Raw genomic sequence first — 23,891 nt, 5'->3', positions numbered from 1 at the left:
GTACAAAATTGCTGGTTTTGTCGCTCTATGCTTTGCCGATAAACTGTTTGGGCGTGACACCTAAAGCACGCTTGAAATGCCTATGGAAGTGGCTTTGATCGTGAAAACCCGTTTCCTGAGCAACATCTGAAATCTTAAGTCCTTGGCGAAGTAGTTGTTTTGCTACCCTGAGTCTGGCTTGGATCTGATAGGCGTGTGGCGGTAGGCCGAACTCTTTTTGGAAACTACGCGTGAGATAATAAGGGCTGAGTCCCGCCAGCTTGGATAAATCCTCAAGGCTGACATCTGCTTGTGGGAAATCGTCCAAAAATTCTTTAACTAACAACAATTGGCGCTGGCTGCGTGTCTTCGGCTCCCAATCGAGTTTCGACTTGCTATGACGCGAAACGAGTTTGACTAAGGTGCCATAGATCAATGTTTCCCTAAGCAGCTTATTGTCTGATTGGGCTAAAGTGTCAAACACTAAGCGTAATTGTTGTGCGAGTTCTGGATCATAAACGACTGGCTCAGGAAAGTAAGGGATGGATGAGCCAGATGAGAGTCCTTCTGTAAGCTGCGCAAACTGCTCAGGTAAAGGATACATGGCCTTGTACTCCCAGCCCCCTTCAGTCGCCGTTTGGCCGTTATGGACCTCATCTGCATTGACTAAAATGATGCTGTCTTGTGGGGCAATGTGATTACCTCCAGTGCGATAAAATCGTTGTGCCCCTTTCTCAATCACACCTATGGTATAGCCCTCGTGGCTATGACGAGAGAAATTCTGATGCGTATATTTCGCATCTAACAATTCAAGCCCACCTAGCTCATTGGCTAAATGAAAACTGGCTGATTCTTTACTGCCTTTCGCCATAAGCTTTCCTTGCGCTCTAATGTCTATATTACGGATCTCACAGTCTAGCTTATAGGCCTTAGTTATTTTTGTACAAAATTGCTCAAATAGATGTTCATTTTATTAACAATTGCAAAAGTCATTTAATCTATTTTTGTGATTGTCTATTTATTGTTTGTGGTGGATAAATTGCTTTTGTTGGACTAAAATGCCGCCTTTTTTGCTTTTCTAAAATTATAACCATGATTGATATTTCTGTGCTGCCGGTTTACTTGACCGCTGTTGTTGCACTTTTATTGTTGCCTGGTCCGGATATGTTGCTTATCGCCAGTTCAAGTATGAGCTACGGTCGTAAAGTGGGCATCTTTGCTAGCTTAGGTAACGCCACTTCAGGGATTATCCTAACTCTGCTTGCTGCACTCGGTGTTTCTGCACTGATAGCCATGAGCCCGATTGCGCTAAAAGCGTTGCACTTATTAGGTGGGGCTTACTTGCTAAAAATGGGCTGGGACTGTATTCGAGCAAGTGCCGCTGATGCGCCTCAAATGGATGGCTCAAACAAGGTCGCGACTACTTTTTACCAAAGAGCCTTGGTAAGCAACTTACTCAACCCTAAAGCCCTCGTGTTTTTTGTGATGTTCTTGCCTCAATTTGTTTCCAGTAATATTACCGCAAGTTCTGGCGAACAAATGTTAGCACTGGGTTTGCTACTGAATGTATTAGGTCTCTTGTTCAACCTATTGCTGGTGGCGTTAGTGGGAACGTTAGGTAAGCCGCTACTCGAAAACGCTAAATTTAGAACATATCAGCATAAGTTTATGGGGCTGATATTTGTCGTGTTAGCGATTTGGATGTTAAGCTCATTTGCGAGCTAACCGACTTAAGAAGGCCAGCGTTTGCTGGCCTTTTTTGATCTATATGGAAACAAGGAAGGATCGCCTATGAATGTTCAGTTTGTACTTAACCCGCCAAAGAACATTAAAGATGTTATCTACAATGGTTTGAAAGCATTCAACATGCAGCACTTCCCTGATGAGGACATTCAGAGTCTCGCTTGCTACATAGAAGATGATGAGGGTAATTTCGCTGGTGGTCTAACGGGCGAAATATTTACCAATACGCTGTTTGTCGAGTTTCTTTGGGTGGATGAGCGTGAAAGAAAGTCTGGCATTGGTTCACTGCTCATGGAACGCATCGAATCTGAAGCAAGTGCTTTAGGCGTGACAGATTTATATCTTGATACCTACAGCTTTCAAGCTCCGGGTTTTTATGCCAAATTAGGATTTGAAGAAGTTGGACGTTATACGGGGTTTCCAACCGCGGGCGTTGATAAGATTTTCTTACAAAAGAAAATTGTCTAAGAGACTTCTCACATTAAACTAACAATGTTGGCGTTTGGGGTTGTCATAATCTCTGGCTTAAAATCGTGAGTAACTCGCACAGTATGTTTAAAAACTTTGCTACGACACAATCTGCAAAAATCACTCTAGCCCTAATTGGCTGGGTGTTTGCTATTTGTCTTACGCAAAATTCAGGCATGCTAACGGTGTGCGAGTACAAGTATGCTTCTCTTGCAGATAGCACTCACGTTACCGATCAATTGCCAGACATAAGCAAGCAGTGTGATTTAACAGAGAAGCTATTAAGCAGTGCCAAGGTTAATCTTGATCACGTCGTGGTTTCATTCTTTGTCGCGCTGTTGGTGATTGTTGCTTGGCTTGTTTCCACTAGGCAGGCTTCTCCTCAGTTTACTGAACCTATAGTCCCCAAATCCCGTCTTCATCTCACTTTTTGTGTGTTCCGAGAGTAAACAAATTCGTTACTGGCTTGAATTATAGCCAGCGATAGCTCGTATTTGTTATTCCCCCATTGAGGGGCATATACCAACCAGAATAGATATCTGAGTATCTATTTATTAGATTGGTTTCAATTGGACACAACAATGATAAAACAAACTCGATTTGCACCTTTTAGTCTGCTGAGCTTTTTTCTTATGCTGAGCAGTGTGCTTTTCTCGACCTTAGCATTTGCGCAGGTTGAGACGGGGTGGATGGTTAATCCGGATCATCCTCCTGCAAAAACTCGCTTTGTCGTGACAGGGCAAGTAAACCCTACAGATAAAACTGTCGAAGGTTTTCTCGAAGTTGCTTTAGAAGGTGACTGGAAAACCTATTGGCGCTCGCCAGGTGAAGGAGGCATCGCGCCAAGTATTTCATGGCAGGGCTCTTCTAATCTGGAATCCGTTGACTGGCATTGGCCTTACCCGCAGCAGTTCAACCTACTCGGTATCAACACTCTTGGTTACAAAGGGGATACCTTTATCCCAATGACACTGCACGTCGAAGACTTTAACAAGCCTGTGAGTCTCGATGCTAAGCTGACGTTATCTTCATGTACCACCATCTGTGTACTGACCGATTATCCATTTAGCTTGGACTTTATACCGAGTGAGTTGGTCGTCTCAGAACAGGCTATGTACCAGCATGCTCAAGCGATCAGTCAGGTGCCTAAAGCATCCCCTTTGATTTCAGAGCAAAGTGCAGTTTGGGATAGTTCGACTAATCAGCTTCAAGTGACTTTAATAAAACCACTAGGCTGGGATACACCCGAACTTATTGTAGATAGTCGAGTAGAGGCGATCAGTGATTACAGTTATGCGCTCAATCATCTTAAAATTGAGGGAGAAAAACTTGTCGCAGTGTTTGATGTATCGACATGGCTTGGTGACATCAATCTAAGCGAACAATCCGTCGATGTGACCATTAAGGATACGGATTTTATCGCGGAACAAGCCGCGCAAGTGACAAAAGGCCTCGTGTCTGCACCAATACCAAGCTTCTCTTTGGTTGAGATGATGGGTTTTGCCTTACTGGGCGGCCTGATTCTCAACGTGATGCCATGTGTACTCCCTGTATTGGGGATGAAGTTGAGCGGTGTCATCAGCGCCCAAGGTATAGAGCGCCGAAAAGTGCGCTTGCAGTTTCTTGCTTCTTCAGCAGGCATTTTGACTTCGTTCTGGCTGTTGGCGGCATTTCTGCTGATTTTGAAGTTCTCTGGTAGTGCCATTGGCTGGGGTATTCAGTTCCAGAGCCCTTGGTTTATCGGTTTTATGGTGGCAGTAACGGCTCTGTTTGGTGCCAATATGCTTGGTTTGTTTGAAATTAGGCTATCGTCGAACACCAATACATGGCTTGCCTCAAAAGGAGATGACTCTTATGTAGGGCACTATCTGCAAGGTATGTTTGCCACGCTACTAGCGACGCCATGTTCTGCACCTTTCTTAGGGACGGCGGTAGCATTTGCATTAGCGGCTAGCACAGTAGATATGTTAGTTATCTTTACTGCTCTTGCGCTAGGCATGGCTTTACCTTGGATAGTGGTGGCACTGTTCCCTGGACTTGCCTCTTACCTGCCTAAGCCGGGTGCTTGGATGAATAAGGTTAAGCTGCTATTTGGTATGATGATGCTTCTCACTAGCGTTTGGCTGCTTTACTTGCTCGCCAACCACCTTCCAGTGTTCTGGGTCATTGTTCTAGCAGTCACCGCGTTGGTCGTCGTGCTTATGCGCATCAAAAAGGTTTATGGCGATAAAGCGTTTGTCATCTCTGGTGGCGCATCTTTACTGCTGCTCGCTGGCGGGCTAGTGATTGGAAGTATGACGGCGGATCATTGGTCAACGCCTTTACCTGAAGATTTGCCGTGGGTAAGGCTATCGAATGAAGCCATTACTGAGTCAGTAGCTAATGGCAATACTGTGTTTGTTAACGTGACAGCAGACTGGTGTGTGACCTGTAAAGCGAACAAGATTGGCGTGATCTTACAAGATCCCGTTTACTCAGCACTTCAGCATCCGAATGTCACACCTATCCAAGGTGACTGGACTCACCCTGATGGCCTAGTAACGGATTATCTTCGAGCCAATGGCAGATTTGGTGTGCCGTTTAATATTGTCTATGGACCTAATGCGCCTCAAGGCATTCCACTGCCTGTGATATTAACCGATGAATCGGTCACACAAGCGCTTAAGCAAGCGAGTGGGGAGGCGGGTTAATGAAGATAAGACCGCTTCACTGGCTCAAAGAAATATCAAAGTTTTTGCTATTCGCGATTGTGATCACCACTGCAATTGATCTCTATCATGCCCAAGATGTACCGACGGAAATGGCGCCGGACTTAGTCACAGTGGATGAAAAGGGAAACCCAGTTGATGTGATCGAGATGAGTTACCAAACCCCGGTCGTTATCTATTTTTGGGCAACTTGGTGTCCGGTATGTAAGTTTGTCAGTCCTACCGTTGATTGGGTGAGTCAATACTACCCTGTGGTCGCGGTCTCAGGAGCCTCTGGAACAGACTTGCGTGTTGAGGCATTCAAGCAAAAACATGATTATCAATTTACCAACGTCAACGACGAGAACTCTCAGCTGTTTAAGCAGTGGGGCATCTCAGTGACACCAACCATTTTCATTGTCAGAGACGGCAAAATCGAATCAATCACGACTGGCATTACGACTCCGCCAGGCTTACTTGCACGTCTTTGGTTAAACAATTAGGAATTTACTATGTTCAATAAACTTACGTTAGCGCTGGCTACAAGCGTTCTTTTTACTGCTCCAGCATTGGCAGCACCTCAAGATCAAAAGATTGCTGAGATTGTAGAGATGCTTGAGGCAAACCCGCAGGTTGTCGATGGACTACATGAAAGCCTAGGAATGTATATCAAGCAGCAACAGCAGTTTACTCACCTACTAGAGAGTAGCCAAAACTACCTTAACGATCCTAACCACTCATTTATGGGTGCAGAAAACGGGGAGTTCACGATCATCAACGTGACCGACTACAGCTGCCCATTCTGTAAGAAATTGGATGTGGAGCTAGATAAGCTCGTGAAAGATTACCCGCAAATCAAAGTGGTGAATCTCTATGTACCGCTTAAAGAAGGTAGCTCTTCGGTGAACTCGGCCGCTTACGCGCTTAACGTTTGGCAAAAAGATCGTGACAACTACCAGCAAGTACACGATTTATTGGTGTCAAAACCGGGCACACATAATGCCGCATCTTTAATGAAGATTGCGCAAAAAACTGGGACGACGGAGCACCTGAATGTCAGTGATGAGGTAAAGGCGCAGTTAGAAAACAACTATGCCATGTTTACTGGTTTAGGTTTAAGAGGTACGCCAGCACTTATCATGGGTGAACAAGTAATTCCAGGTTATGTGCCTTATCAGCAACTTGAAGAAGTGGTTAAAGAGCAACTTTAGGTTTTCTACCCCATACCAATAGGTATGGGGTTTTATTTATAGAGCTCTTTAATGTATTAAAGCAAACTATGCTGATGTTCTGAAATCAGCATTCCCATAGACTCTGACGCCTTATCCAGTACGTGTTCAAAGCTATCAGAATCTTCAAACTTCTCGATCACTTCGTAGTAACACTTCAATTTCGGTTCTGTTCCTGAAGGACGAACGATCACTCGTGCACCACATGATAGGTGATAGATAAGTACGTCACTTGCTGGCAGGTCGATGGATTGAGTTGAACCATCAGCAAAGTGCTTGGTAAGTGATTTAAGATCTTCTGTCACTTCCACTTTACTACCCGCAATCATAGTCGGAGGATTAGCCCTGAGCTTATCACCTACAGGTGGTGCTTTAGGATCAAGCGCAATACTGCGTTGTGAATTCAGATACATACCGTGCTGACGATAGATGGCTTCTAGTTGATCCCAAATGGTTTTTCCTTGGCTTTTTAGCTCGGCGGTCAATTGCGCAAAGGCAACCAGAGCGGATAGACCATCCTTATCCCAGACTTTGTTCCCTACCGTGTAACCTAATGCTTCTTCATAGGCAAATAGGAACTGCTGATCATCGCTTTGCTTTTGCATTGCCACATTAGTTAGCCATTTAAAGCCAGTCAGTGTTTGGAAGTAAGTGGCACCGTGCGCATCGGCTATCTTGTTTAACAAAGTGGATGAAACAATGGTATTGCCGACAAGTTGTTTACTCGCCTCTGTTTGTGACAAGAGATAATGACCAAACAAAGTGCCCACTTGGTCACCAGTCAGCATCTGATAGTCACCATCTGACTTGCGTACAGCGACAGCAAATCGGTCTGCGTCTGGGTCATTGGCACAAGCAATGTCTGCGTTGTGTTGTTTAGCCAATGCCATGACCATATCCATCGCCCCAGCTTCTTCTGGGTTCGGGAAGTTGACGGTAGGGAAAGTGCCGTCTGGTTCACTTTGCTCTGCAACACTGTAGAAGTGATTAAAGCCCGCGTCGTTGAGTAGGGTTTGCGCCATGTTTGCCCCAACGCCATGCATAGCGGTGTATGCGATAGCGATATCGTTAGGCGCAGTATGGTTAGCCAAGAGTGGATTGTTATTCATCGTCTGGCGATAAGTTTCGTAGTAATCCTCTTTTAGCCAGACAAGTAAACCATGCTTCTCTGCATCATCTAAAGCCATTAGTGGTATTGGCTTAGTCGCTGCAACGTCAATCTCAGCTGCAATACCTGAATCATGTGGCGGGATGATTTGCGCGCCATTTTCCCAGTACACTTTAAAGCCATTGTATTCTGGTGGATTGTGGCTCGCTGTAACCACAACAGCTGCCGCTGCATTAAAGTGCTTAACGCCAAACGCAACAATTGGTGTTGCCGCTACTGCGTGGGTTAGGAAAACCTTAATCCCAAGAGATGTAAGAACAGAAGCTGTATCGTGAGCAAACTGCTTAGAGTCTGTACGACCATCATAACCAATCACAACACCGCGTGTTTTTGCATCTTTAACTTGTTCAACAAGATAGTGACCAAGGCCCGTTGCGGTTTCTTGAATCACTAAACGGTTCATTCGGTTTGGGCCACAACCGACTTTGCCTCGTAGGCCAGCAGTACCAAATTCCAGACGTTGGCTAAAGCGATCGTCGAGTTCATCAAATGCTTGTTCATCGATTAGGTGTTGAAGCTCTTCTCTTGTATGTGGGTCAGGATCTTTCTCTAACCAACGCGTCACTTGTTCCATCATGATGTTTTTACCTTCTTCATGTCTCAAGTTGATATCTAACTTAAGTCTATGTTATTTCCTGAATTTAGTTTGATTTTAATTGATATTGATTATCATTTACTAGAGCGCAATCGCTAAACCTTTCTATGCTCTGCCTAGTCACCATTTCTAATAGGACTTTCTTGCACAATTTAGAAACGCCAACTAACGTTTATTAACATAAATATAACAAATTACATGAAATTTACTGGTTATAAGGAATTTTCCAAGTCCAAAGGCTGATTGGTACTTTCTTGCAGATGTAGGCTCAATGCAAAGACTAAGTACCCGCATCACGGTTGATGACTCTGGTAGAGGAGAGGTCTTTTGAAAAGTTTACAGTTGTTACTGTGGCGATTGAGTAGTGTTTTGTTAATTTGCATCACTGCTTCTGCACGAGCAGAAGAAAGTGCCTACAACATGACTCAGGGAGTCACCAATATCAGTGAGCAGGTTTATGACCTGCATATGCTGATATTTTATATCTGCTGCGCCATTGCGGTTGTGGTGTTTGGGGCGATGTTTTACTCCATGTATCACCACCGCAAATCTAAAGGAGCGGTAGCGGCACACTTCCATGAAAGTACTAAAGTGGAAGTGATTTGGACCGTTATTCCGATCATTATCCTCGTCTTAATGGCTATTCCCGCAACCAAAACCTTGGTCGCGATGGAAGATACTTCTCAATCTGATCTGACAATCAAAATCACGGGTTCGCAATGGAAGTGGCATTACAGCTATTTCGGTGAAGACGTCGAATTCTTCAGTTTGCTCGCAACTAGCCAAAAAGCGATTGATGGCATCGAGGAAAAGGGCGCGCATTATCTATTGGAAGTGGATAACCCGTTGGTGTTACCGATCAACCGTAAAGTACGCTTTTTGATGACGGCAGATGACGTTATTCACTCTTGGTGGGTGCCGGACTTTGCGGTGAAGAAAGATACCATCCCAGGATTTATTAACGAGGCTTGGACTCGAATAGACAAGCCGGGTGTTTATCGTGGTCAGTGTGCTGAGTTATGTGGTCGCGCTCATGGCTTCATGCCAATTGTGGTTCACGCGATGGAAGAAGATAAATACGACGCGTGGCTGATTGCAAAGAAAGCAGAATTAGAGAAAGCGAAGCAGGAAGCCGCAGCCTCACTCACCGCCTCTTTATCTTTGGATGAGTTAATGAGTGTTGGCGAAAAAGTGTATCTCGATCGATGCGCGGTTTGTCACCAAGCGAACGGTGCTGGTATCCCCGGAGCATTCCCAGCCATTACTGCCAGTAAAGTCGCAACGGGCGATGTCTCTTCGCACATTGATATTGTAGTCAATGGTCGTTCGGGTACAGCGATGCAAGCATTCTCTAACCAGCTAACAGATAAAGAGATTGCTGCAGTGGTGACCTACCAACGAAATGGTCTCGGCAACAGTGTGGGTGATCTAGTTCAAGCATCAGATGTTAACCAGCTTAAGGCGTCTAAGGAGGGACAATGAAAACGTCCAAACCTGATTCGATCGTAGAAGACAAAACCAAATCAGCGCCAGCTACTGATGCCGATATCAGCCGCGCCAATAGCACGATTGCAGTTGATGCTGATGATCATGACCATCATGGGCCAGCCAAGGGAATAACGCGTTGGCTCTACTCGACGAACCATAAAGACATTGGGACGCTTTACCTTTGGTTTAGTTTCATCATGTTCTTAACTGGTGGTGCGATGGCAATGATCATTCGCGCCGAACTTTTCCAACCGGGATTGCAATTAGTTGAACCGCAGTTCTTTAACCAGATGACAACCGTTCATGGTTTGATCATGGTGTTTGGTGCAGTGATGCCAGCTTTCACTGGGCTAGCGAACTGGATGATCCCAATGATGATCGGCGCGCCAGATATGGCTCTGCCTAGAATGAACAACCTTAGCTTTTGGATTCTTCCTTTCGCTTTTGCCATTCTGATTGCTTCGCTATTTACGGAAGGCGGCGGTCCTGACTTTGGTTGGACTTTCTACGCGCCACTCTCGACGACCTATGGACCTGACAGTACCGCGTTGTTTGTCTTCTCGGTTCATATTATGGGGATCAGCTCGATCATGGGAGCAATCAACGTGATTGTGACCATTGTGAATATGCGTGCTCCAGGGATGACATGGTTCAAAATGCCAATGTTTGTTTGGACTTGGCTGATCACGGCTTTCCTATTAATAGCCGTAATGCCCGTACTCGCGGGGGCTGTCACCATGGTGCTCACCGATAAGTATTTCGGCACCTCGTTCTTTGATGCCGCAGGCGGCGGTGACCCTGTGATGTTCCAGCATATCTTCTGGTTCTTTGGTCACCCCGAAGTGTACATAATGATCTTGCCCTCATTTGGCATTGTCTCTGCGATTATTCCAGCCTTTAGTGGCAAAAAGCTGTTTGGTTATCACTCGATGGTCTACGCAACTTGTAGTATCGCGCTGTTGTCCTTTCTTGTTTGGGCGCACCACATGTTTACCACGGGTATGCCGGTTTTCGCCGAACTCTTCTTTATGTATTGCACAATGTTAATAGCGGTGCCGACGGGTGTTAAGGTCTTTAACTGGGTAGCAACCATGTGGCGAGGGGCGATGACCTTTGAAACGCCGATGCTATTCGCTATTGCGTTTATCATCTTATTTACTATTGGCGGCTTCTCAGGGCTGATGCTCGCGATTGTTCCCGCTGATTTTCAGTACCACGATACCTATTTTGTGGTGGCACATTTCCACTATGTGTTGGTCTCGGGCGCCGTGTTCTCGATTATGGCGGCGGCGTACTACTGGTTGCCTAAATGGACGGGGAACATGTATGACCACAGGTTGAGTTTATGGCACTTCTGGTGCTCGGTCATTTCGGTCAATGTGCTTTTCTTCCCAATGCACTTTTTGGGCTTAGCAGGCATGCCAAGGCGTATCCCAGACTACGCGATTCAATTTGCAGACGTTAACCAAATAGTCTCAATTGGGGGCTTTGCCTTTGGTCTGTCACAGTTAATTTTCTTGTGGCTGGTGATCAAATGTATCAGAGGTGGTGAGAAGGCTTCGGCGAAACCTTGGGATCGTGCTGAAGGGCTGGAGTGGACGGTGCCAAGCCCTGCTCCTCATCATACTTTCTCAACTCCGCCAAAAGTGGATTAGGGGCACTGTTATGGACGGGCAAGCTAAATCCAATAGAAAGCTTACGCTGAAGCTTTGCGCTGCGGTTGTTGCCATGTTTGGTTTTGGTTTTGCTCTTGTCCCTTTATATGACGTGATGTGTGAAGCTTTAGGAATCAACGGAAAAACCAATACAGAGTCTGCGCTACAACCACAAGGTATGGTTCCTGACACATCACGTCTTATTCGCGTAGAGTTTATGGCGCACAATAATCAAGGGATTCCTTGGTCTTTTGTCCCTGCACAAACTTCAATGGAAGTGCATCCCGGCGAAGTGATTCAAACCGCTTACTTTGCCAAGAATCTCTCTTCCAAAGATATTGTTGGCCAAGCCGTGCCATCGGTCTCACCGGGGCTAGGGGCTACCTATTTCAATAAAATTGAATGCTTCTGCTTTAATCAACAGCCTTTGCAAGCCGATGGAAAAGCAGAAATGCCGCTGATTTTCTATATTGAGCCTGATATTCCAGACTCTATTCATACTCTGACGTTGTCATACACCCTCTATGACATCACGGATAAAACGATCTCAACCGAGTTAGCTAACGTTTCATCTAAGGTAACCGATGAGACTTCGCAAGGAGCAACACAATGAGTTCAAAACATCAATCCTATTATGTGCCCGCACAAAGTAGCTGGCCAATTGTTGGCGCAGTTGCATTGTTTTTGATTGCTGTTGGTGCAGGCCTAACGGTACAGAACATGGCTGAAGGCGGGGATGGAAGTGTCTTTGGTAAGCTGATTTTGCTCGCGGGTTTTCTCTTTCTACTCTATATGTTCGCGGGTTGGTTTAGTAACGTGATTACAGAATCTATGAGTGGTAAGAATTCCGCACAGTTGTCTCGTTCTTATAGACAGGGGATGAGCTGGTTTATCTTTTCCGAAATCATGTTCTTCGGCGCTTTCTTCGGTGCTCTTTTCTACGCACGTATGATTTCTGTGCCTTGGCTTGGCGGGGCAGGAAACAATGCCATGACGCATGAGGTTATCTGGCCGACATTTGAAGCCTTATGGCCCTTAACGACCACTCCAGGTGGAGACACGACCAATGCCATGCCTTGGCAAGGATTGCCATTAATCAACACCATTATCCTGCTCACTTCTTCGATTACGCTTCACTTAGCGCATGTCAGTTTAGAGCAGAACAAGCGTATGGCTCTGATTGTCTGGCTTGAAATTACCATCGTTTTGGCGTGTTTCTTCTTGTATTACCAAGGGGTTGAGTACGCACATGCCTACCAAGATTTAGGTTTGACGCTTCAATCGGGAATTTATGGGAATACCTTTTTCTTATTGACCGGATTCCATGGCATGCATGTCCTGTTAGGAACCACATTTTTGATCATATTGCTGGCTAGAGTGGCAAAAGACCATTTTACGCCTAAAGACCATTTTGCCTTTCAGGCAGGCAGCTGGTATTGGCACTTTGTTGATGTGGTGTGGTTGTGTTTGTTCGTCTTTGTTTACGTGCTTTAGCGCTAAGCTAAACAGCGCAGACCCTAGTAAGGGCGTATATTCGGTTCAATTAGGCCGCTTAATAAGGCGGCCACCATTAACACAACAGCGAGTGCAGAAAGGAACACGCGGCGACCTAAATAAAAGCTCATGGGTTTGTCATCTGGGAGGGAATCTTGGTCAGAGTCATCTTCCGATTCAGGACCTTTAACCATTTCAAACATCGCTCTACCGAGGTTAACAAGGATGAAGAGTAGCAGCAGTACTAGGACAAGTTTGAATATGAATACCATGAGTGGTTCCTTTTTTGCTCCGCTGAAAACCACAAGGTTTGTGGTTGTTTGTCTAATAACTGTGGTCGTCTTTTCGATATTGATCAACTTAGGTTTATGGCAATTATCTAGAGCAGAAGAGAAAAGCCAAATAGAGCAAAAGGTTATACAGAGAGCGCAAATGTCACCTGTTGGTTTATCTGAGTTGACTGAGGAACAAATCAGTAACCCAACCGGTGTAAGAGTCGTGCTTAGCGCGAACCCAGTGACGGATAAGTACTTGTTACTAGATAACCAAAGTGTTGATGGCAAGGTAGGTTATTTGGCGTTGCAGTTAGTGAAAACACAATCTGGACAACACCTGCTGCTTGAACGCGGTTTTGTTGAAGCGCCTGATTTACGCTCACAGCTGCCACAGGTTAATTGGTTAAATAGTGAGCTTGCGCTTGAAGGCAGACTTTATCGCAAGTCGAGTAATCCACTCAGCAAAGATTTGCACTTGGAGCAAGGCACGATGAGCAGAGTTCAGAACCTAAATTTTGCTCAGTTAGAGCAACATTGGCAGATCGAAATAGAACCTTTTGTTGTGCAGCCATTGGTTGAGCCTTGGCCTTATATTCAGCCTTGGCAACCAGTCTCGATGAATCCAGATAAGCACTTAGGTTATGCAGTGCAGTGGTTTTCCATGGCGGCAGTACTTGCGCTGTTAAGTGTCGGCTTACTAGTCAAAGCTTTGAAGCAGGGAGTAAAAGATGAGTAACCCAGTTTTAAGAGGAAGGATCATTTTTGTCAGCTTAGTGGTGATGTTTGCTTTACCTGCCATTATTGCCAAAACAGTATTGAGCCAGCACTGGTATCAATCGGGTGTGACCAACAAGGGCGAACTTATTGAACCTATGGCGACATTGGAATCTTTAGGTATCGATAACCCTTACCAACAGAGCCAGTGGCAGCTTGGTTATGTGGTTCCGGAGCAATGCGATGAGTTCTGTCAGCAACAAATCTATTTACTTGGTCAGAGCCACATCGCACTGGGTAAGTACCAACAACGTGTGCAACCTGTGCTGATATCTACGCCTAGTAGCGAGGTATTAGCAAACTCAGAATATGCTCAGATAAAAGTAAATGATGGTTTTTCTCAGCTTGTTGATCAATTTGAATACGTAATTGTCGATCCGCTGGGCCAGTTGGTGATGCGTTATCCTAAAGTGAGCAAACAAGGTGAGTTAGTTGCACAAAGCAAAGGGCTACTTGCCGATTTACGTAAGTTGCTCAAGTTATCTCGCGTCGGCTAAATCGCTAGGAGTCATGATATGAAGTTGATAAACCTTGTCAGATTCAGTCTTATCCTCACATTCATTGTCGTCATGCTCGGCGCATACACTCGACTTGCGGATGCAGGACTTGGTTGCCCTGATTGGCCGGGGTGCTATGGTCAACTAACCGTCCCTACTGAGCAGCATGAAATCGCTTTGGCTCAATCACTGTACCCGTCTCTTACCGTTGAAGCCGACAAAGCTTGGCTAGAAATGATCCACCGCTACTTTGCGGGAACACTGGGCTTAGTGGTGTTTGCCATTACTTTTATTGGCATCAGAACAGGGCAAATACCGATTCCGATGGCTTGGGCAATTTCTGTCGTAGTGATTTTTCAAGCCTTGCTGGGAATGTGGACAGTGACCATGATGCTAATGCCAATCATTGTAATGGGTCACTTGTTGGGAGGTTTTACCTTGTTCAGTTTGCTTGCCTTAACTCACTGGGGGCTTCAAGCGAGGCAAACTCCGTTGGTTAAGGAAGGCAATAAAGCTAGGCAGAGATTGAAGTTATTAGCCGCTTCGACGTTCGTGGTCGTGGTAATGCAAATTGCGTTGGGCGGTTGGACATCTTCTAATTATGCTGCGCTGATGTGTACGACACTGCCGATATGTGAAGGAAACTGGACTTCTTATCTCGACTTCGGGCGCGCTTTTGAATTGATTCAACCCAAACAAGAAAGCTATGAGTTTGGCACGTTAGATTATGGCGCGCGGATGACGATTCATGTTACGCATCGAGTGGGGGCGGTTGTCGTTACTCTGTTTGTTTCGGCACTCGTGTTTATGCTGCTCGCGGAGAAGAAACAAGCGTATATCAAAGTGGCGAAAGGGTTATTGCTGATGCTCGCTATTCAAATTGCACTGGGCATCGGTAACGTATTATTGAGCTTACCTTTGGTTGTCGCAGTGGCACACAATTTAGGGGCGGCTTTGTTGCTCTTGATCGTATTACGAACCAACTATCTCATTTGGCAAACCAGTCATCAGTCTGCAATGGATTCTGCTCTGATTAATAAGGAGAGTGCGCATGAGTAAAACACTATCTGTTACTGCTCAAGAGAGAGCGCTATGGCGTAGCTATTTGGCTCTGACTAAGCCTAAAGTCGTCGCTCTGATGCTACTGACCGCGGTAGTTGGGATGTGTCTTGCGGTTCCTGGCGCGCTACCCGTGCAAGGCACAGTGCTTGGACTAGTAGGTATTGGCTTGATGGCAGGTTCGGCGGCAGCGTTTAATCATCTTATAGACCAGCGCATTGATGCCATTATGGCTCGAACTTACAAAAGGCCACTGCCATCAGGAGAAATAAACTCAAGCCATGTATTCGCATTCGCGGTTGCTATTGGAGCATTGGGATTTGCCGTTCTTTATATCGGCGTAAACGCTTTAACGGCATGGTTAACCTTTGCGAGTTTGCTTGGTTATGCTGTGGTGTACACCATGTATTTAAAGCGTGCGACACCGCAGAATATTGTTATTGCAGGGATAGCGGGTGCCATGCCACCACTATTAGGTTGGACAGCTGTGACTGGAGAGATGCACGCCAACGGTTGGCTGCTAGTGATGATTATCTTCATCTGGACACCGCCACATTTTTGGGCGCTAGCGATTCACCGTAAAGATGACTACGCAAAAGCGGATATTCCAATGCTGCCTGTTACCCACGGTGTTGAATACACTAAAACATCTATCTTGCTCTATACCGTGTTACTTGCTTTAGTCTGTTTGCTGCCTGCTTTAGTCGGTATGGCGGGAACATTGTATTGGGTTGGTTCGACAATTCTGAGCTTAGGCTTTATTGGTCACGCTTGGAAACTTAAATTTAACCCAGATGAGAAATCTGCGATTGAAACGTTTAAGTTTTCTATCTATCACCTAATGTTTCTATTCTTGCTTCTTCTGGTGGATCATTACATAACTGTCTAAATTATAAGACGAAGCCGAGATGGTCTTTTTTCTGCTATCAACTTCGGCTAGTCTACTGAGCGTTTTTATTTTGAATAGAGCGCTCTATGTACCTAGCTACGCAGCTTTTTAGTAAAAGATTGATTGTTCTTTTTGGCCTAATGGCTGTAGGCGGTGGGGCGTCGTTGGCAAAGTCGTTTGACTTTCATGGCGACTCAATAAGAGCGCTTGAAGTGCTATTGGGTGGTGCATGGGTGCTTCACGCAACGGTAGCCACCACACTCGGGTTTATCGCTGCGTGGTCAACACCATTCTCTTACTATCATTATCATCGTTTGGTGCTGTCGCCATGGGTATTAGGCTTGTTGGCTCTGGTCAGTTTAGACGAGTTTCTGCAAATGTTTAATCCTCTACGCGAGTTTTCATTCCTCGATCTGAGTATCAATCTTGTATGCGTGACCGTAGGCGCTTTACTTTATGTCAGCTTCCTAAAACTTAAATTTCCTCTTGGCAGAGGGGCTACCTAGTACTGCGAACAATCAGAATAAATACATCCTAACCGCGCCGAACATGCCTTAGCGATTAAGGTGCTTCAAGCTTTGTTTCTCTAGTTTTTTGAACAATAGAGATAAAGATAAACAGATCAAAAGATAGCAAAGTCCAACTATCAACCAGATTTCAAAAATCAAACCTGAAGAGTTGGCGATCTCAGTGCCAACAAATGTCATCTCTTGGATTGAAATCAGCGACACGATGGATGTGTCTTTGACCAAGGAAATTGCTTGTCCTGCTAATGCGGGGGTTATCGCTGCGAGAACTTGCGGTGCTATCACATAGCGGTATTTAGTCCATCCGCTGATACCTAACGAATCTGCCGCTTCCCATTGCCCTTTAGGGATGCCCGATAAGCCGGAGCGCACCACCTCAGCAACGTACGCCGCTGATAGTAGACCAACACATAACACACCCGATAGTAGGTTTTCCCAAAGGTTGGCAGGGCCAAATAAGGTGGACTGTAGCCAGTTTACTTCCCCAGAATGCTCTCGTAGCAAACTTTCTAAACCCAGTAATGGAATCAGTTGGTTAGAGATGAAAAAGTAAAAAATAAAGACAAACACCAGAGGAGGGATATTTCGTATAAGTTGAACGAACATGTTTGCCGGTACAGAAAAGAGAGTGATTTTAGAGTGGCGAGCGACACCCAGTGCCGTTCCTAAACTCAACGCTAGAACCATTCCCCAAACACTCAGGCGCAAAGTAGAGATCAAACCCTGAAAAAAGTAGGGCAGAGAGCCATCTGCTCTTGGCGTAAACAGCAAAGAGAAAGCTTCTTGCCAACGCCAAGTGTAGTTAATACCGACAGAAGAACGGTCGTATATCCAGTAACTTAACCCCGCCAACATCAGTAAAAGAAGGACATCGAGCTTGTTAGTCGAGCGCTTAACGACTGGTGGGGCGATTGAAGTTAGTGTGTTGCTTTTAGTCACGTGCTTGTTTATTCCACAAAAGTGGCCCCAACTCACTTTGATAAGTTGGAGCCAATCAGGTTATTGACCAGATGCGATCTGATCTTGCCAGTCTAAAGTCGAGAACCAATACTCATAACGTTGTTCCAGCCATCCGTCTTGAGTACGAGCTTGAATCCACTGGTTAAAGAAAGCCTCTTTGTCGGCCTCGCCTAAACGAACAGCAAACGCTTCGTTGCCTTTAGACAAACGTTCCGTGAATGGAATAAAGAGTTTGTCGCTATTTTTAACCGCTTCATGCTCTGGTTTTGGGCTCGACGCGATGACCGCATGAGCGTTGCCATTCAGTACTTCTTGGAAAGCTTGCGCATCATCATCAAATTGAAGAATTTTAGCTTTAGGGAAGGTTTCACGAGCGACTTGCACGGTAAAAGCTCCGCGACGGGCTGCAATTTTTACTCGTCGAGAGTTGAAGTCACTAAATTCAGAGAATCCTTCCGCGAGCTCTTTGTTCGCCGCCACTTGAACACCAGAATGAGAGTAGGGAGCAGAGAACAGCACACTCTTTGAACGTTCGGGAGTTATACTCATACCGCCGATGATGACATCAAATTTCTTTGCTAGTAGAGCTGGAATAATGCCATCCCAAGCCGTAGGAACAAACTCAACTTGCCAACCGGAATCTTTCGCCAAGCGTTTTGCTACATCGATTTCAAAACCAATTAGCTCTCCTTGCTTATCCCGCATTGCCCAAGGAACGAAGGTCGACATACCAACGCGTAATGTTCCGCGCTCATTAATTTTGTCTAAGTTGGGCGTTTCTGAAGCCAATGCAGGCAAACTAATCGCTAAACCTAGTAGAGCCGTAATTGCAGCCTTGAATCCATTCCTTGAGATGAGTTTTCTTCCTATGTTTTTCATAGAGACGTCCTTTATTGTGTGCGCCAACTAGCGCCGAGTTTATGTTCTAGCCAAGCAGAAAGCCCTGACAGTGTCAGCGTCAAGGCGAGGTAGATAGCAGCCACAGTAAACCAGATTTCAAATGGCATAGCGGTTTCCGAGACGATATTGCGTCCCTCGGTAGTGAGATCGAAAATTGCCATCACACTGACAATGGATGAGTTCTTAATCAGAGACACCACCTCGTTGGTTAACGGAGGAAGTGTACGTTGAATCAACTGAGGCAATATCACGTCGTAGTAGGTGTAAAATGGGCTAAGGCCGAGAGATTTCGCTGCCTCAAATTGCCCTTTGGCTATGCTGTTTAAACCACCTCGGAAGATCTCTGCGGTATAGGCACCTTGAAAGAGTGACAGTGCCAAAACGGCCGTCGAAAATCGGTCTAATCCAATCGCTGGGCCAAAGACAAAGTAGAGCAAGTATATCTGCACAAGCAAAGGCGTATTGCGAATCGCCTCAATGTACACTGTGGCGATACCTCGTCCTACCCACGAGTTAGACAGCTTAAGTAGCGCCGTTGTCAGCCCAATGAGCAGCGTAAATCCTAAGCTAATCGCAGATATCTTGATGGTTATGAGTAAACCTTCAATGAGCTCAGCCGGCCACCATTCGCCATCTTCATAGAAGGCTATGTAATCGGGTACGCGCTCCCACTGCCACTGATACCCCATACTCTTAGCACCAGAATCAAGCAACCAAGCAAGGGCTAGGATGAGCAAGGTGATTTGGAGCAGGGCAGACGCAACGGGTTGGATTATTTTCTTCATTCTTAGTGGCTCAATATTTGTGCTAAGAACTGCTGCGTTCTTGGATGTGTCGGAGCGGAAAAAAGCTGCTCTGGTGTCGACATTTCAAGTACTTGCCCTTGGTCCATAAAGATCACCCTGTCTGCGACTTTTTTGGCAAATCCCATTTCATGGGTAACGCAAATCATAGTGATGCCATCCTGCGCTAAGTCGACCATGACATCTAACACCTCTTGAATAGTTTCGGGATCGAGGGCAGAAGTCGGCTCATCAAAGAGCAATATTTCTGGCTGCATACACAGTGAGCGGGCGATAGCGACGCGTTGCTGTTGTCCTCCAGAGAGTTGCACTGGGTATTTATTGGCTTGTTCTTCAATATTGACTCGTTTTAAAAACTGCAGCGCGCGCTGAGTTGCCTTTTTTTTAGTCAGCCCGAGTGTGCGTATTGGAGAGAGTGTTAAGTTCTCTAGCACAGTGAGGTGCGGAAAAAGGTTGAAGTGTTGAAACACCATTCCCACCTTGCCCGCGGCTAGGGTTGAATTGAGTTGGCCTAAAACCGTTATTTCCCCTTGGTCTAGGGTTTCTAACCCGTTTATGGTTCGAATAAGGGTGGATTTACCGGATCCCGAAGGGCCACAAACGACTAAAATTTCGCCTTTTCGTACACTGAGATTTATTTCTTTGAGTGCTTGGAACTGACCATACCACTTGCTGACATTTGTAAATTCTATGGCGTTCATGCCCGATCTGCTGATTTTGTTATTGTATTAATACCTTAGCAATATCAGACTGATAATGCATCTGGTGGTATAAAAAACGAGGACAAAAATCTTCTCTAGCCCCCTATTTATAAGGCTGTAATTAATTGTTTACACATCATGTAAAATGTAAAAATAGTAGAAATATTGCCTTTTATTGAAATTAGTGGTTGCAACCTTGGTTTTTGATAGATAAGTTACACAGAACAGGAACAAGAAAGCGTGAACGTTTTTTCACCACTCACTTTCGGTGATGCGTTCAACCAAGAGTAATAGGAAGAAGTAGCAATGTTTCAAACAGATGATGTACGAATTAACAAATCTAAAGAGTTATTACCACCAGTTGCAGTTTTAGAGAAGTTTCCTGCAACAGAATCTGCTTCTTCGACTACGTTTCGTTCTCGTGAAGCCATTTCAAATATTTTAAAAGGTGAAGATGATCGTCTACTTGTGATCATCGGCCCTTGTTCTATTCATGACCCAGAAGCGGCAATCGAATACGGCAAGCGTCTTAAGGTACTGCGTGATGAGTTGGGTGATCGCCTAGAAGTTGTTATGCGTGTTTACTTTGAAAAACCACGTACAACGGTTGGTTGGAAAGGTCTAATTAATGACCCATACCTAAACGATACATTTAAGATCAACGACGGTCTGCGCATGGGTCGTAAACTGCTGCTAGACCTGACAGACATGGGTATGCCAACGGCAAGTGAGTTCCTAGATATGATCACCCCACAGTATGTGGCAGATTTGATCAGCTGGGGGGCAATTGGTGCGCGTACGACCGAATCTCAGGTTCACCGTGAGCTTGCTTCAGGTATTTCTTGCCCAGTTGGTTTTAAGAATGGTACCGACGGAAACATTAAGATTGCGTCTGATGCAATCCGCAGCGCAAGTGCTTCGCACCATTTCTTGTCTGTAACTAAATATGGTCACTCTGCAATCATTGAGACTGCGGGTAACCCAGACTGTCATATCATTCTTCGTGGTGGTAAAGAGCCAAACTACAGCGCTGACCATGTTGGTTCTATCAAGCAAGAGCTAGAAGCATCAGGTCTACCGCAAAAAGTTATGATCGATTTCAGTCACGCAAACAGCTCTAAGCAATATCAGCGTCAGATGGTTGTTGCTGAAGATGTTGCAGGTCAGCTTGCTGGTGGCGAACAGGCTATCTTCGGTGTGATGATTGAATCTCATCTAGTGGAAGGTCGTCAAGATCTGGTTGATGGCCAAGCTCCAACTTACGGCCAGTCAATCACAGATGCGTGTATTGGTTGGGACGATACTGAAAAAGTCCTACACCAACTTGCTGATGCTGTGGAAGCGCGTCGAAACAACAAGTAACTAGCCCGGCTTTTTAAACATTCACAAAAGCTCCTTCGGGAGCTTTTTTAGTTGCTGATAGATAGTCGAAAGCTATAATACAGTTGAATTTATAAACTTGGCTGAATTATGAAACTGAATACATTTGCGCTGCTAGGTGTTGTACTACTGTCTGCAACAAAGGTGGCGTTTGCCGCTGATGCACAAAAGGAATTGTTTCTGTTTTCGCTACCAGCTGCCGAAGAGACGGATATGTTAGCGGTTCCTGAAGAGAGTAATATCCCTTTGGTTGCTAGTCACTCTTCATTGCCAGTTGAACTGGATTACAACGAGCCTTGTGATATCAAATGTGGTGTCAGTACTACCGGACTGGTTCTGCTGCAAATGCTTGCTGAAGGTAGGGCTGACCAAGAATACCGCTACTCTTTGATGAACCCGAATTACGAGCCGTAGACTCAGAAGTTGAAATAAAAACGCCACTTATATTGATTGCAAGTGGCGTTTTTGTATTGTCCGAAGCTAAGAGGCCTTATCCAACTTTGGGGCTGGTGATGTTTCCTCCTCTGAGCTGTCAGAGAATATTTCAGCCACCGCGCTTCGTTCTAACTCACCTTGCAAGTTACCGTCTTCATCGACAACGGGTAGTGAGTAATCACAAGACATGGTATCGACCAATACTTCCTCAATCGCGGCATCTGGAGAAACTGCAGGAACTTCTTCATAGAACTCCTCTTTAATGGTCTCTTCCTTAGTCGTGTCTTTAGCCGCATCGAGCAGGCCTTCTTTGGTTAATACGCCTTGATAGCCATCCTCGGTAACGTGGTAAGCATAGTCCTGCTTAAAGCCCTTCATTTGAGCAATCGCTTCTTGAATCGTGTTTGCTGTAATTCGGTACGCAGGTGGGTTCATAACGGTTTCAACCGTTAGGGCTCGCGCTCGGTTGACATCTTTAACGAAGGCTTCAACGTAGTCGTCGGCAGGGTGAAGCAAAATTTCATCTGGTGTGCCTTGCTGGACAAGTTCGCCATCTTTAAGAATGGCGATACGGTCACCAAGACGAAGTGCTTCATCTAAGTCGTGGGTAATGAAGATAATGGTCTTGTGTAGCTTCTCTTGCAGTTCGATTAACTGATCTTGCATCTCGCTTCGGATCAGCGGGTCGAGGGCAGAAAAAGCTTCATCCATTAACAAAATTTCCGCATCAGTACAGAGTGCACGAGCCAATCCGACACGTTGTTGTTGGCCACCGGAAAGTTGTGAAGGGTACTGGTTCTCATAGCCTTTCAAGCCGACTGTATCGAGCCATTGGTTAGCTTTTTGTAGCCGTTGAGATTTTTCAATATTCTGAATTTCCAGTCCATAAGCGACATTGTCGACCACAGTGCGATGAGGCAATAAACCAAAGCGCTGAAAAACCATCGACATCTTGTGGCGACGAAACTCTTCAAGCTCTTTTTGGCTCAGTTTCATGACATCTGTACCTTCAACCAGAATCTGACCTTCAGTGGGATCGATTAGGCGGTTGAAGTGGCGAATCAAGGTTGATTTACCTGACCCAGATAGACCCATGATGACAAAAATCTCACCTTGGTTGATCTGCAGGTTAATTTCCTTCAGACCAACCGTATGTCCGGTTTCAGCTAAGACTTTATCCTTACTGTCACCTTGTTTCACGCGCTCCATCACTGACTTAGGCTTTTGACCAAAAACCTTATATAAGCCACTGATCTCAATAAGTGGTTTAGTCATGTTTTAGATCTCCTAAATGAGCCTGTGTGCGTTTCGCGTAAGCTTGAGAAGCTCTATCAAACAGTATCGCTAGTGCGACTATTGCGAAGCCGTTGAGTAAACCAAGCGTGAAGTACTGGTTAGTGATCGATTTAAGTACAGGCTGACCCAGTCCTTTAACACCAATCATTGATGCGATAACTACCATAGAAAGCGCCATCATAATGGTTTGGTTGATTCCCGCCATAATGGTGGGCATGGCGAGCGGAAGTTGCACACCAAACAGTCGTTGCTTAGCGCTAGCGCCAAAAGCGGTGGCAGCTTCGAGCACTTCTTTATCGACCAAGCGTATGCCTAGATTAGTTAAGCGAATGACAGGCGGTATGGCGTAAATGACAACCGCGATAAGGCCTGGGATTTTACCAATACCGAGCAGCATCACGACCGGAATCAAGTAAACGAAGGCTGGCATGGTTTGCATCACATCGAGCATTGGCGTAACGACCGACTGAACACGATTCGATCGCGCCATGGCAATACCAATCGGAATACCCAACACTATCGAGAGCATGGTACAGACGGTGATAATGCTCAAGGTGCGCATTGTGTCTTCCCACATGCCAAAGTAGCCAATAAGAATCAAAGAAACAAAACAACCTACAGCCAATTTCCATGAACGACTAGCAGCGTAGACAAGGCCGGTACATACTGCTAAGACAATCATCCAAGGCGTTGAAATTAATAACTTTTCAAACCAGATTAGAAAGGAGAGTAGAGGGTCGAAGAAGGATTCAATAAGGTCGCCATATTCTCGTGAGAAATCTCGATATGCACCATCGAGGGTTTTGCGGATTGCTCTTAGATCAGAGCGTTCCATTTCGGGAAAGCTGTTGAACCAGCTGTCATTAGACATCAATAAGTTCCTTTTATT

Annotated in this window: 26 protein-coding genes; 17 read left to right on the top strand and 9 right to left on the bottom strand. The window is 45.4% G+C overall.

Annotation, left to right across the window (positions count from 1 at the left end):
- Positions 1-25: 25 nt before the first annotated feature.
- Complete coding sequence (locus tag LYZ37_RS21685; RefSeq protein WP_239824883.1) at positions 26-850, bottom strand: AraC family transcriptional regulator; 825 nt, start codon at positions 848-850, stop codon at positions 26-28.
- 221 nt (positions 851-1,071) lie between these two features.
- Here LYZ37_RS21685 and LYZ37_RS21680 point away from each other — a divergent pair, with 221 nt between their 5' ends.
- From LYZ37_RS21680 to LYZ37_RS21655, 6 genes are all read left to right on the top strand, one after another.
- Complete coding sequence (locus tag LYZ37_RS21680) at positions 1,072-1,704, top strand: LysE family translocator (RefSeq protein WP_004749145.1); 633 nt, start codon at positions 1,072-1,074, stop codon at positions 1,702-1,704.
- A 66-nt stretch (positions 1,705-1,770) separates the two neighbouring features.
- Entirely contained in the window at positions 1,771-2,190 is a 420-nt protein-coding gene (locus tag LYZ37_RS21675) for a GNAT family N-acetyltransferase (RefSeq protein ID WP_272239374.1), read from the top strand.
- An 83-nt stretch (positions 2,191-2,273) separates the two neighbouring features.
- Positions 2,274-2,639, top strand: coding sequence for a hypothetical protein (locus tag LYZ37_RS21670; protein ID WP_272787569.1), 366 nt, complete (start codon positions 2,274-2,276; stop codon positions 2,637-2,639).
- A gap of 132 nt (positions 2,640-2,771) precedes the next feature.
- Positions 2,772-4,880, top strand: a complete 2,109-nt coding sequence (locus LYZ37_RS21665; RefSeq protein ID WP_272787568.1) for a protein-disulfide reductase DsbD family protein — start codon at positions 2,772-2,774, stop codon at positions 4,878-4,880.
- Positions 4,880-5,380, top strand: a complete 501-nt coding sequence (locus LYZ37_RS21660) for a protein disulfide oxidoreductase (protein WP_272787567.1) — start codon at positions 4,880-4,882, stop codon at positions 5,378-5,380. Before LYZ37_RS21665 ends, LYZ37_RS21660 begins: the two co-directional genes overlap by 1 nt.
- A 9-nt stretch (positions 5,381-5,389) precedes the next feature.
- The gene (locus LYZ37_RS21655) at positions 5,390-6,088 is read left to right on the top strand and encodes a DsbA family protein (RefSeq protein ID WP_272787566.1); all 699 of its coding nucleotides are present in this window, start codon (positions 5,390-5,392) and stop codon (positions 6,086-6,088) included.
- Between the two features lie 56 nt (positions 6,089-6,144).
- On the opposite strand, the gene LYZ37_RS21650 is transcribed toward LYZ37_RS21655, so the two are convergent.
- Positions 6,145-7,851 carry a phospho-sugar mutase gene (locus LYZ37_RS21650; protein WP_272788402.1) on the bottom strand — a complete coding sequence of 569 codons (1,707 nt, stop codon included), beginning with the start codon at positions 7,849-7,851 and terminating at the stop codon, positions 6,145-6,147.
- 375 nt (positions 7,852-8,226) lie between these two features.
- Between LYZ37_RS21650 and coxB the strand changes: the two genes are divergently transcribed.
- The 4 genes from coxB to LYZ37_RS21630 are packed head-to-tail and all read left to right on the top strand — an operon-like array spanning position 8,227 to position 12,506.
- A complete protein-coding gene (coxB, locus tag LYZ37_RS21645) occupies positions 8,227-9,351 on the top strand; it encodes a cytochrome c oxidase subunit II (protein WP_420794646.1) in 1,125 nt (374 codons plus the stop codon).
- Positions 9,348-11,012, top strand: coding sequence for a cytochrome c oxidase subunit I (gene ctaD / locus LYZ37_RS21640; protein WP_272787564.1), 1,665 nt, complete (start codon positions 9,348-9,350; stop codon positions 11,010-11,012). The genes coxB and ctaD overlap by 4 nt, the downstream gene beginning before the upstream one ends.
- A 10-nt stretch (positions 11,013-11,022) precedes the next feature.
- Positions 11,023-11,625 (top strand): cytochrome c oxidase assembly protein, encoded by a 603-nt coding sequence (locus LYZ37_RS21635; protein WP_272787563.1) that lies wholly within the window; start codon positions 11,023-11,025, stop codon positions 11,623-11,625.
- A complete protein-coding gene (locus LYZ37_RS21630; protein WP_239824876.1) occupies positions 11,622-12,506 on the top strand; it encodes a cytochrome c oxidase subunit 3 in 885 nt (294 codons plus the stop codon). Before LYZ37_RS21635 ends, LYZ37_RS21630 begins: the two co-directional genes overlap by 4 nt.
- A gap of 23 nt (positions 12,507-12,529) precedes the next feature.
- Here the strand turns inward: LYZ37_RS21630 and LYZ37_RS21625 are convergent, their stop codons facing one another.
- A complete protein-coding gene (locus tag LYZ37_RS21625; RefSeq protein WP_004745743.1) occupies positions 12,530-12,778 on the bottom strand; it encodes a DUF2909 family protein in 249 nt (82 codons plus the stop codon).
- On the opposite strand from LYZ37_RS21625, the gene LYZ37_RS21620 reads away from it, so the two are divergent.
- From LYZ37_RS21620 to LYZ37_RS21600, 5 genes are all read left to right on the top strand, one after another.
- Positions 12,777-13,517: an SURF1 family protein gene (locus LYZ37_RS21620; RefSeq protein WP_272787562.1), complete on the top strand. Its 741-nt coding sequence runs from the start codon at positions 12,777-12,779 to the stop codon at positions 13,515-13,517. The genes LYZ37_RS21625 and LYZ37_RS21620 overlap by 2 nt on opposite strands.
- Entirely contained in the window at positions 13,510-14,052 is a 543-nt protein-coding gene (locus LYZ37_RS21615) for a hypothetical protein (RefSeq protein WP_272787561.1), read from the top strand. The genes LYZ37_RS21620 and LYZ37_RS21615 overlap by 8 nt, the downstream gene beginning before the upstream one ends.
- Before the next feature lie 18 nt (positions 14,053-14,070).
- Positions 14,071-15,111, top strand: coding sequence for a COX15/CtaA family protein (locus tag LYZ37_RS21610; protein WP_272787560.1), 1,041 nt, complete (start codon positions 14,071-14,073; stop codon positions 15,109-15,111).
- Positions 15,104-16,000 (top strand): heme o synthase, encoded by an 897-nt coding sequence (cyoE, locus tag LYZ37_RS21605; RefSeq protein ID WP_272787559.1) that lies wholly within the window; start codon positions 15,104-15,106, stop codon positions 15,998-16,000. The genes LYZ37_RS21610 and cyoE overlap by 8 nt, the downstream gene beginning before the upstream one ends.
- A gap of 86 nt (positions 16,001-16,086) precedes the next feature.
- Complete coding sequence (locus LYZ37_RS21600) at positions 16,087-16,506, top strand: hypothetical protein (protein WP_272787558.1); 420 nt, start codon at positions 16,087-16,089, stop codon at positions 16,504-16,506.
- Positions 16,507-16,554: 48 nt separating this feature from the next.
- Here the strand turns inward: LYZ37_RS21600 and LYZ37_RS21595 are convergent, their stop codons facing one another.
- The 4 genes from LYZ37_RS21595 to LYZ37_RS21580 are packed head-to-tail and all read right to left on the bottom strand — an operon-like array spanning position 16,555 to position 19,891.
- Positions 16,555-17,466: an amino acid ABC transporter permease gene (locus LYZ37_RS21595; RefSeq protein ID WP_272787557.1), complete on the bottom strand. Its 912-nt coding sequence runs from the start codon at positions 17,464-17,466 to the stop codon at positions 16,555-16,557.
- 60 nt (positions 17,467-17,526) lie between these two features.
- A complete protein-coding gene (locus tag LYZ37_RS21590; protein ID WP_171320119.1) occupies positions 17,527-18,366 on the bottom strand; it encodes a transporter substrate-binding domain-containing protein in 840 nt (279 codons plus the stop codon).
- An 11-nt stretch (positions 18,367-18,377) separates the two neighbouring features.
- Entirely contained in the window at positions 18,378-19,172 is a 795-nt protein-coding gene (locus tag LYZ37_RS21585; protein WP_272787556.1) for an amino acid ABC transporter permease, read from the bottom strand.
- 2 nt (positions 19,173-19,174) lie between these two features.
- Positions 19,175-19,891, bottom strand: a complete 717-nt coding sequence (locus LYZ37_RS21580) for an amino acid ABC transporter ATP-binding protein (protein WP_272787555.1) — start codon at positions 19,889-19,891, stop codon at positions 19,175-19,177.
- A gap of 306 nt (positions 19,892-20,197) precedes the next feature.
- Here LYZ37_RS21580 and aroG point away from each other — a divergent pair, with 306 nt between their 5' ends.
- Positions 20,198-21,253 (top strand): 3-deoxy-7-phosphoheptulonate synthase AroG, encoded by a 1,056-nt coding sequence (gene aroG / locus LYZ37_RS21575; protein ID WP_272787554.1) that lies wholly within the window; start codon positions 20,198-20,200, stop codon positions 21,251-21,253.
- A gap of 108 nt (positions 21,254-21,361) precedes the next feature.
- Complete coding sequence (locus tag LYZ37_RS21570) at positions 21,362-21,685, top strand: hypothetical protein (protein ID WP_272787553.1); 324 nt, start codon at positions 21,362-21,364, stop codon at positions 21,683-21,685.
- A 66-nt stretch (positions 21,686-21,751) separates the two neighbouring features.
- Here the strand turns inward: LYZ37_RS21570 and LYZ37_RS21565 are convergent, their stop codons facing one another.
- Both LYZ37_RS21565 and LYZ37_RS21560 read right to left on the bottom strand, forming a co-directional pair.
- A complete protein-coding gene (locus LYZ37_RS21565; RefSeq protein ID WP_272787552.1) occupies positions 21,752-22,981 on the bottom strand; it encodes a quaternary amine ABC transporter ATP-binding protein in 1,230 nt (409 codons plus the stop codon).
- Positions 22,974-23,873 carry an ABC transporter permease gene (locus tag LYZ37_RS21560; protein ID WP_272787551.1) on the bottom strand — a complete coding sequence of 300 codons (900 nt, stop codon included), beginning with the start codon at positions 23,871-23,873 and terminating at the stop codon, positions 22,974-22,976. The genes LYZ37_RS21565 and LYZ37_RS21560 overlap by 8 nt, the downstream gene beginning before the upstream one ends.
- Positions 23,874-23,891: the final 18 nt, after the last annotated feature.

The sequence above is a fragment of the Vibrio tubiashii genome (assembly GCF_028551255.1).
GTDB classification, from domain to species: Bacteria; Pseudomonadota; Gammaproteobacteria; order Enterobacterales; family Vibrionaceae; genus Vibrio; species Vibrio tubiashii_B.
This window is presented reverse-complemented; position numbering and strand designations above follow the sequence as displayed.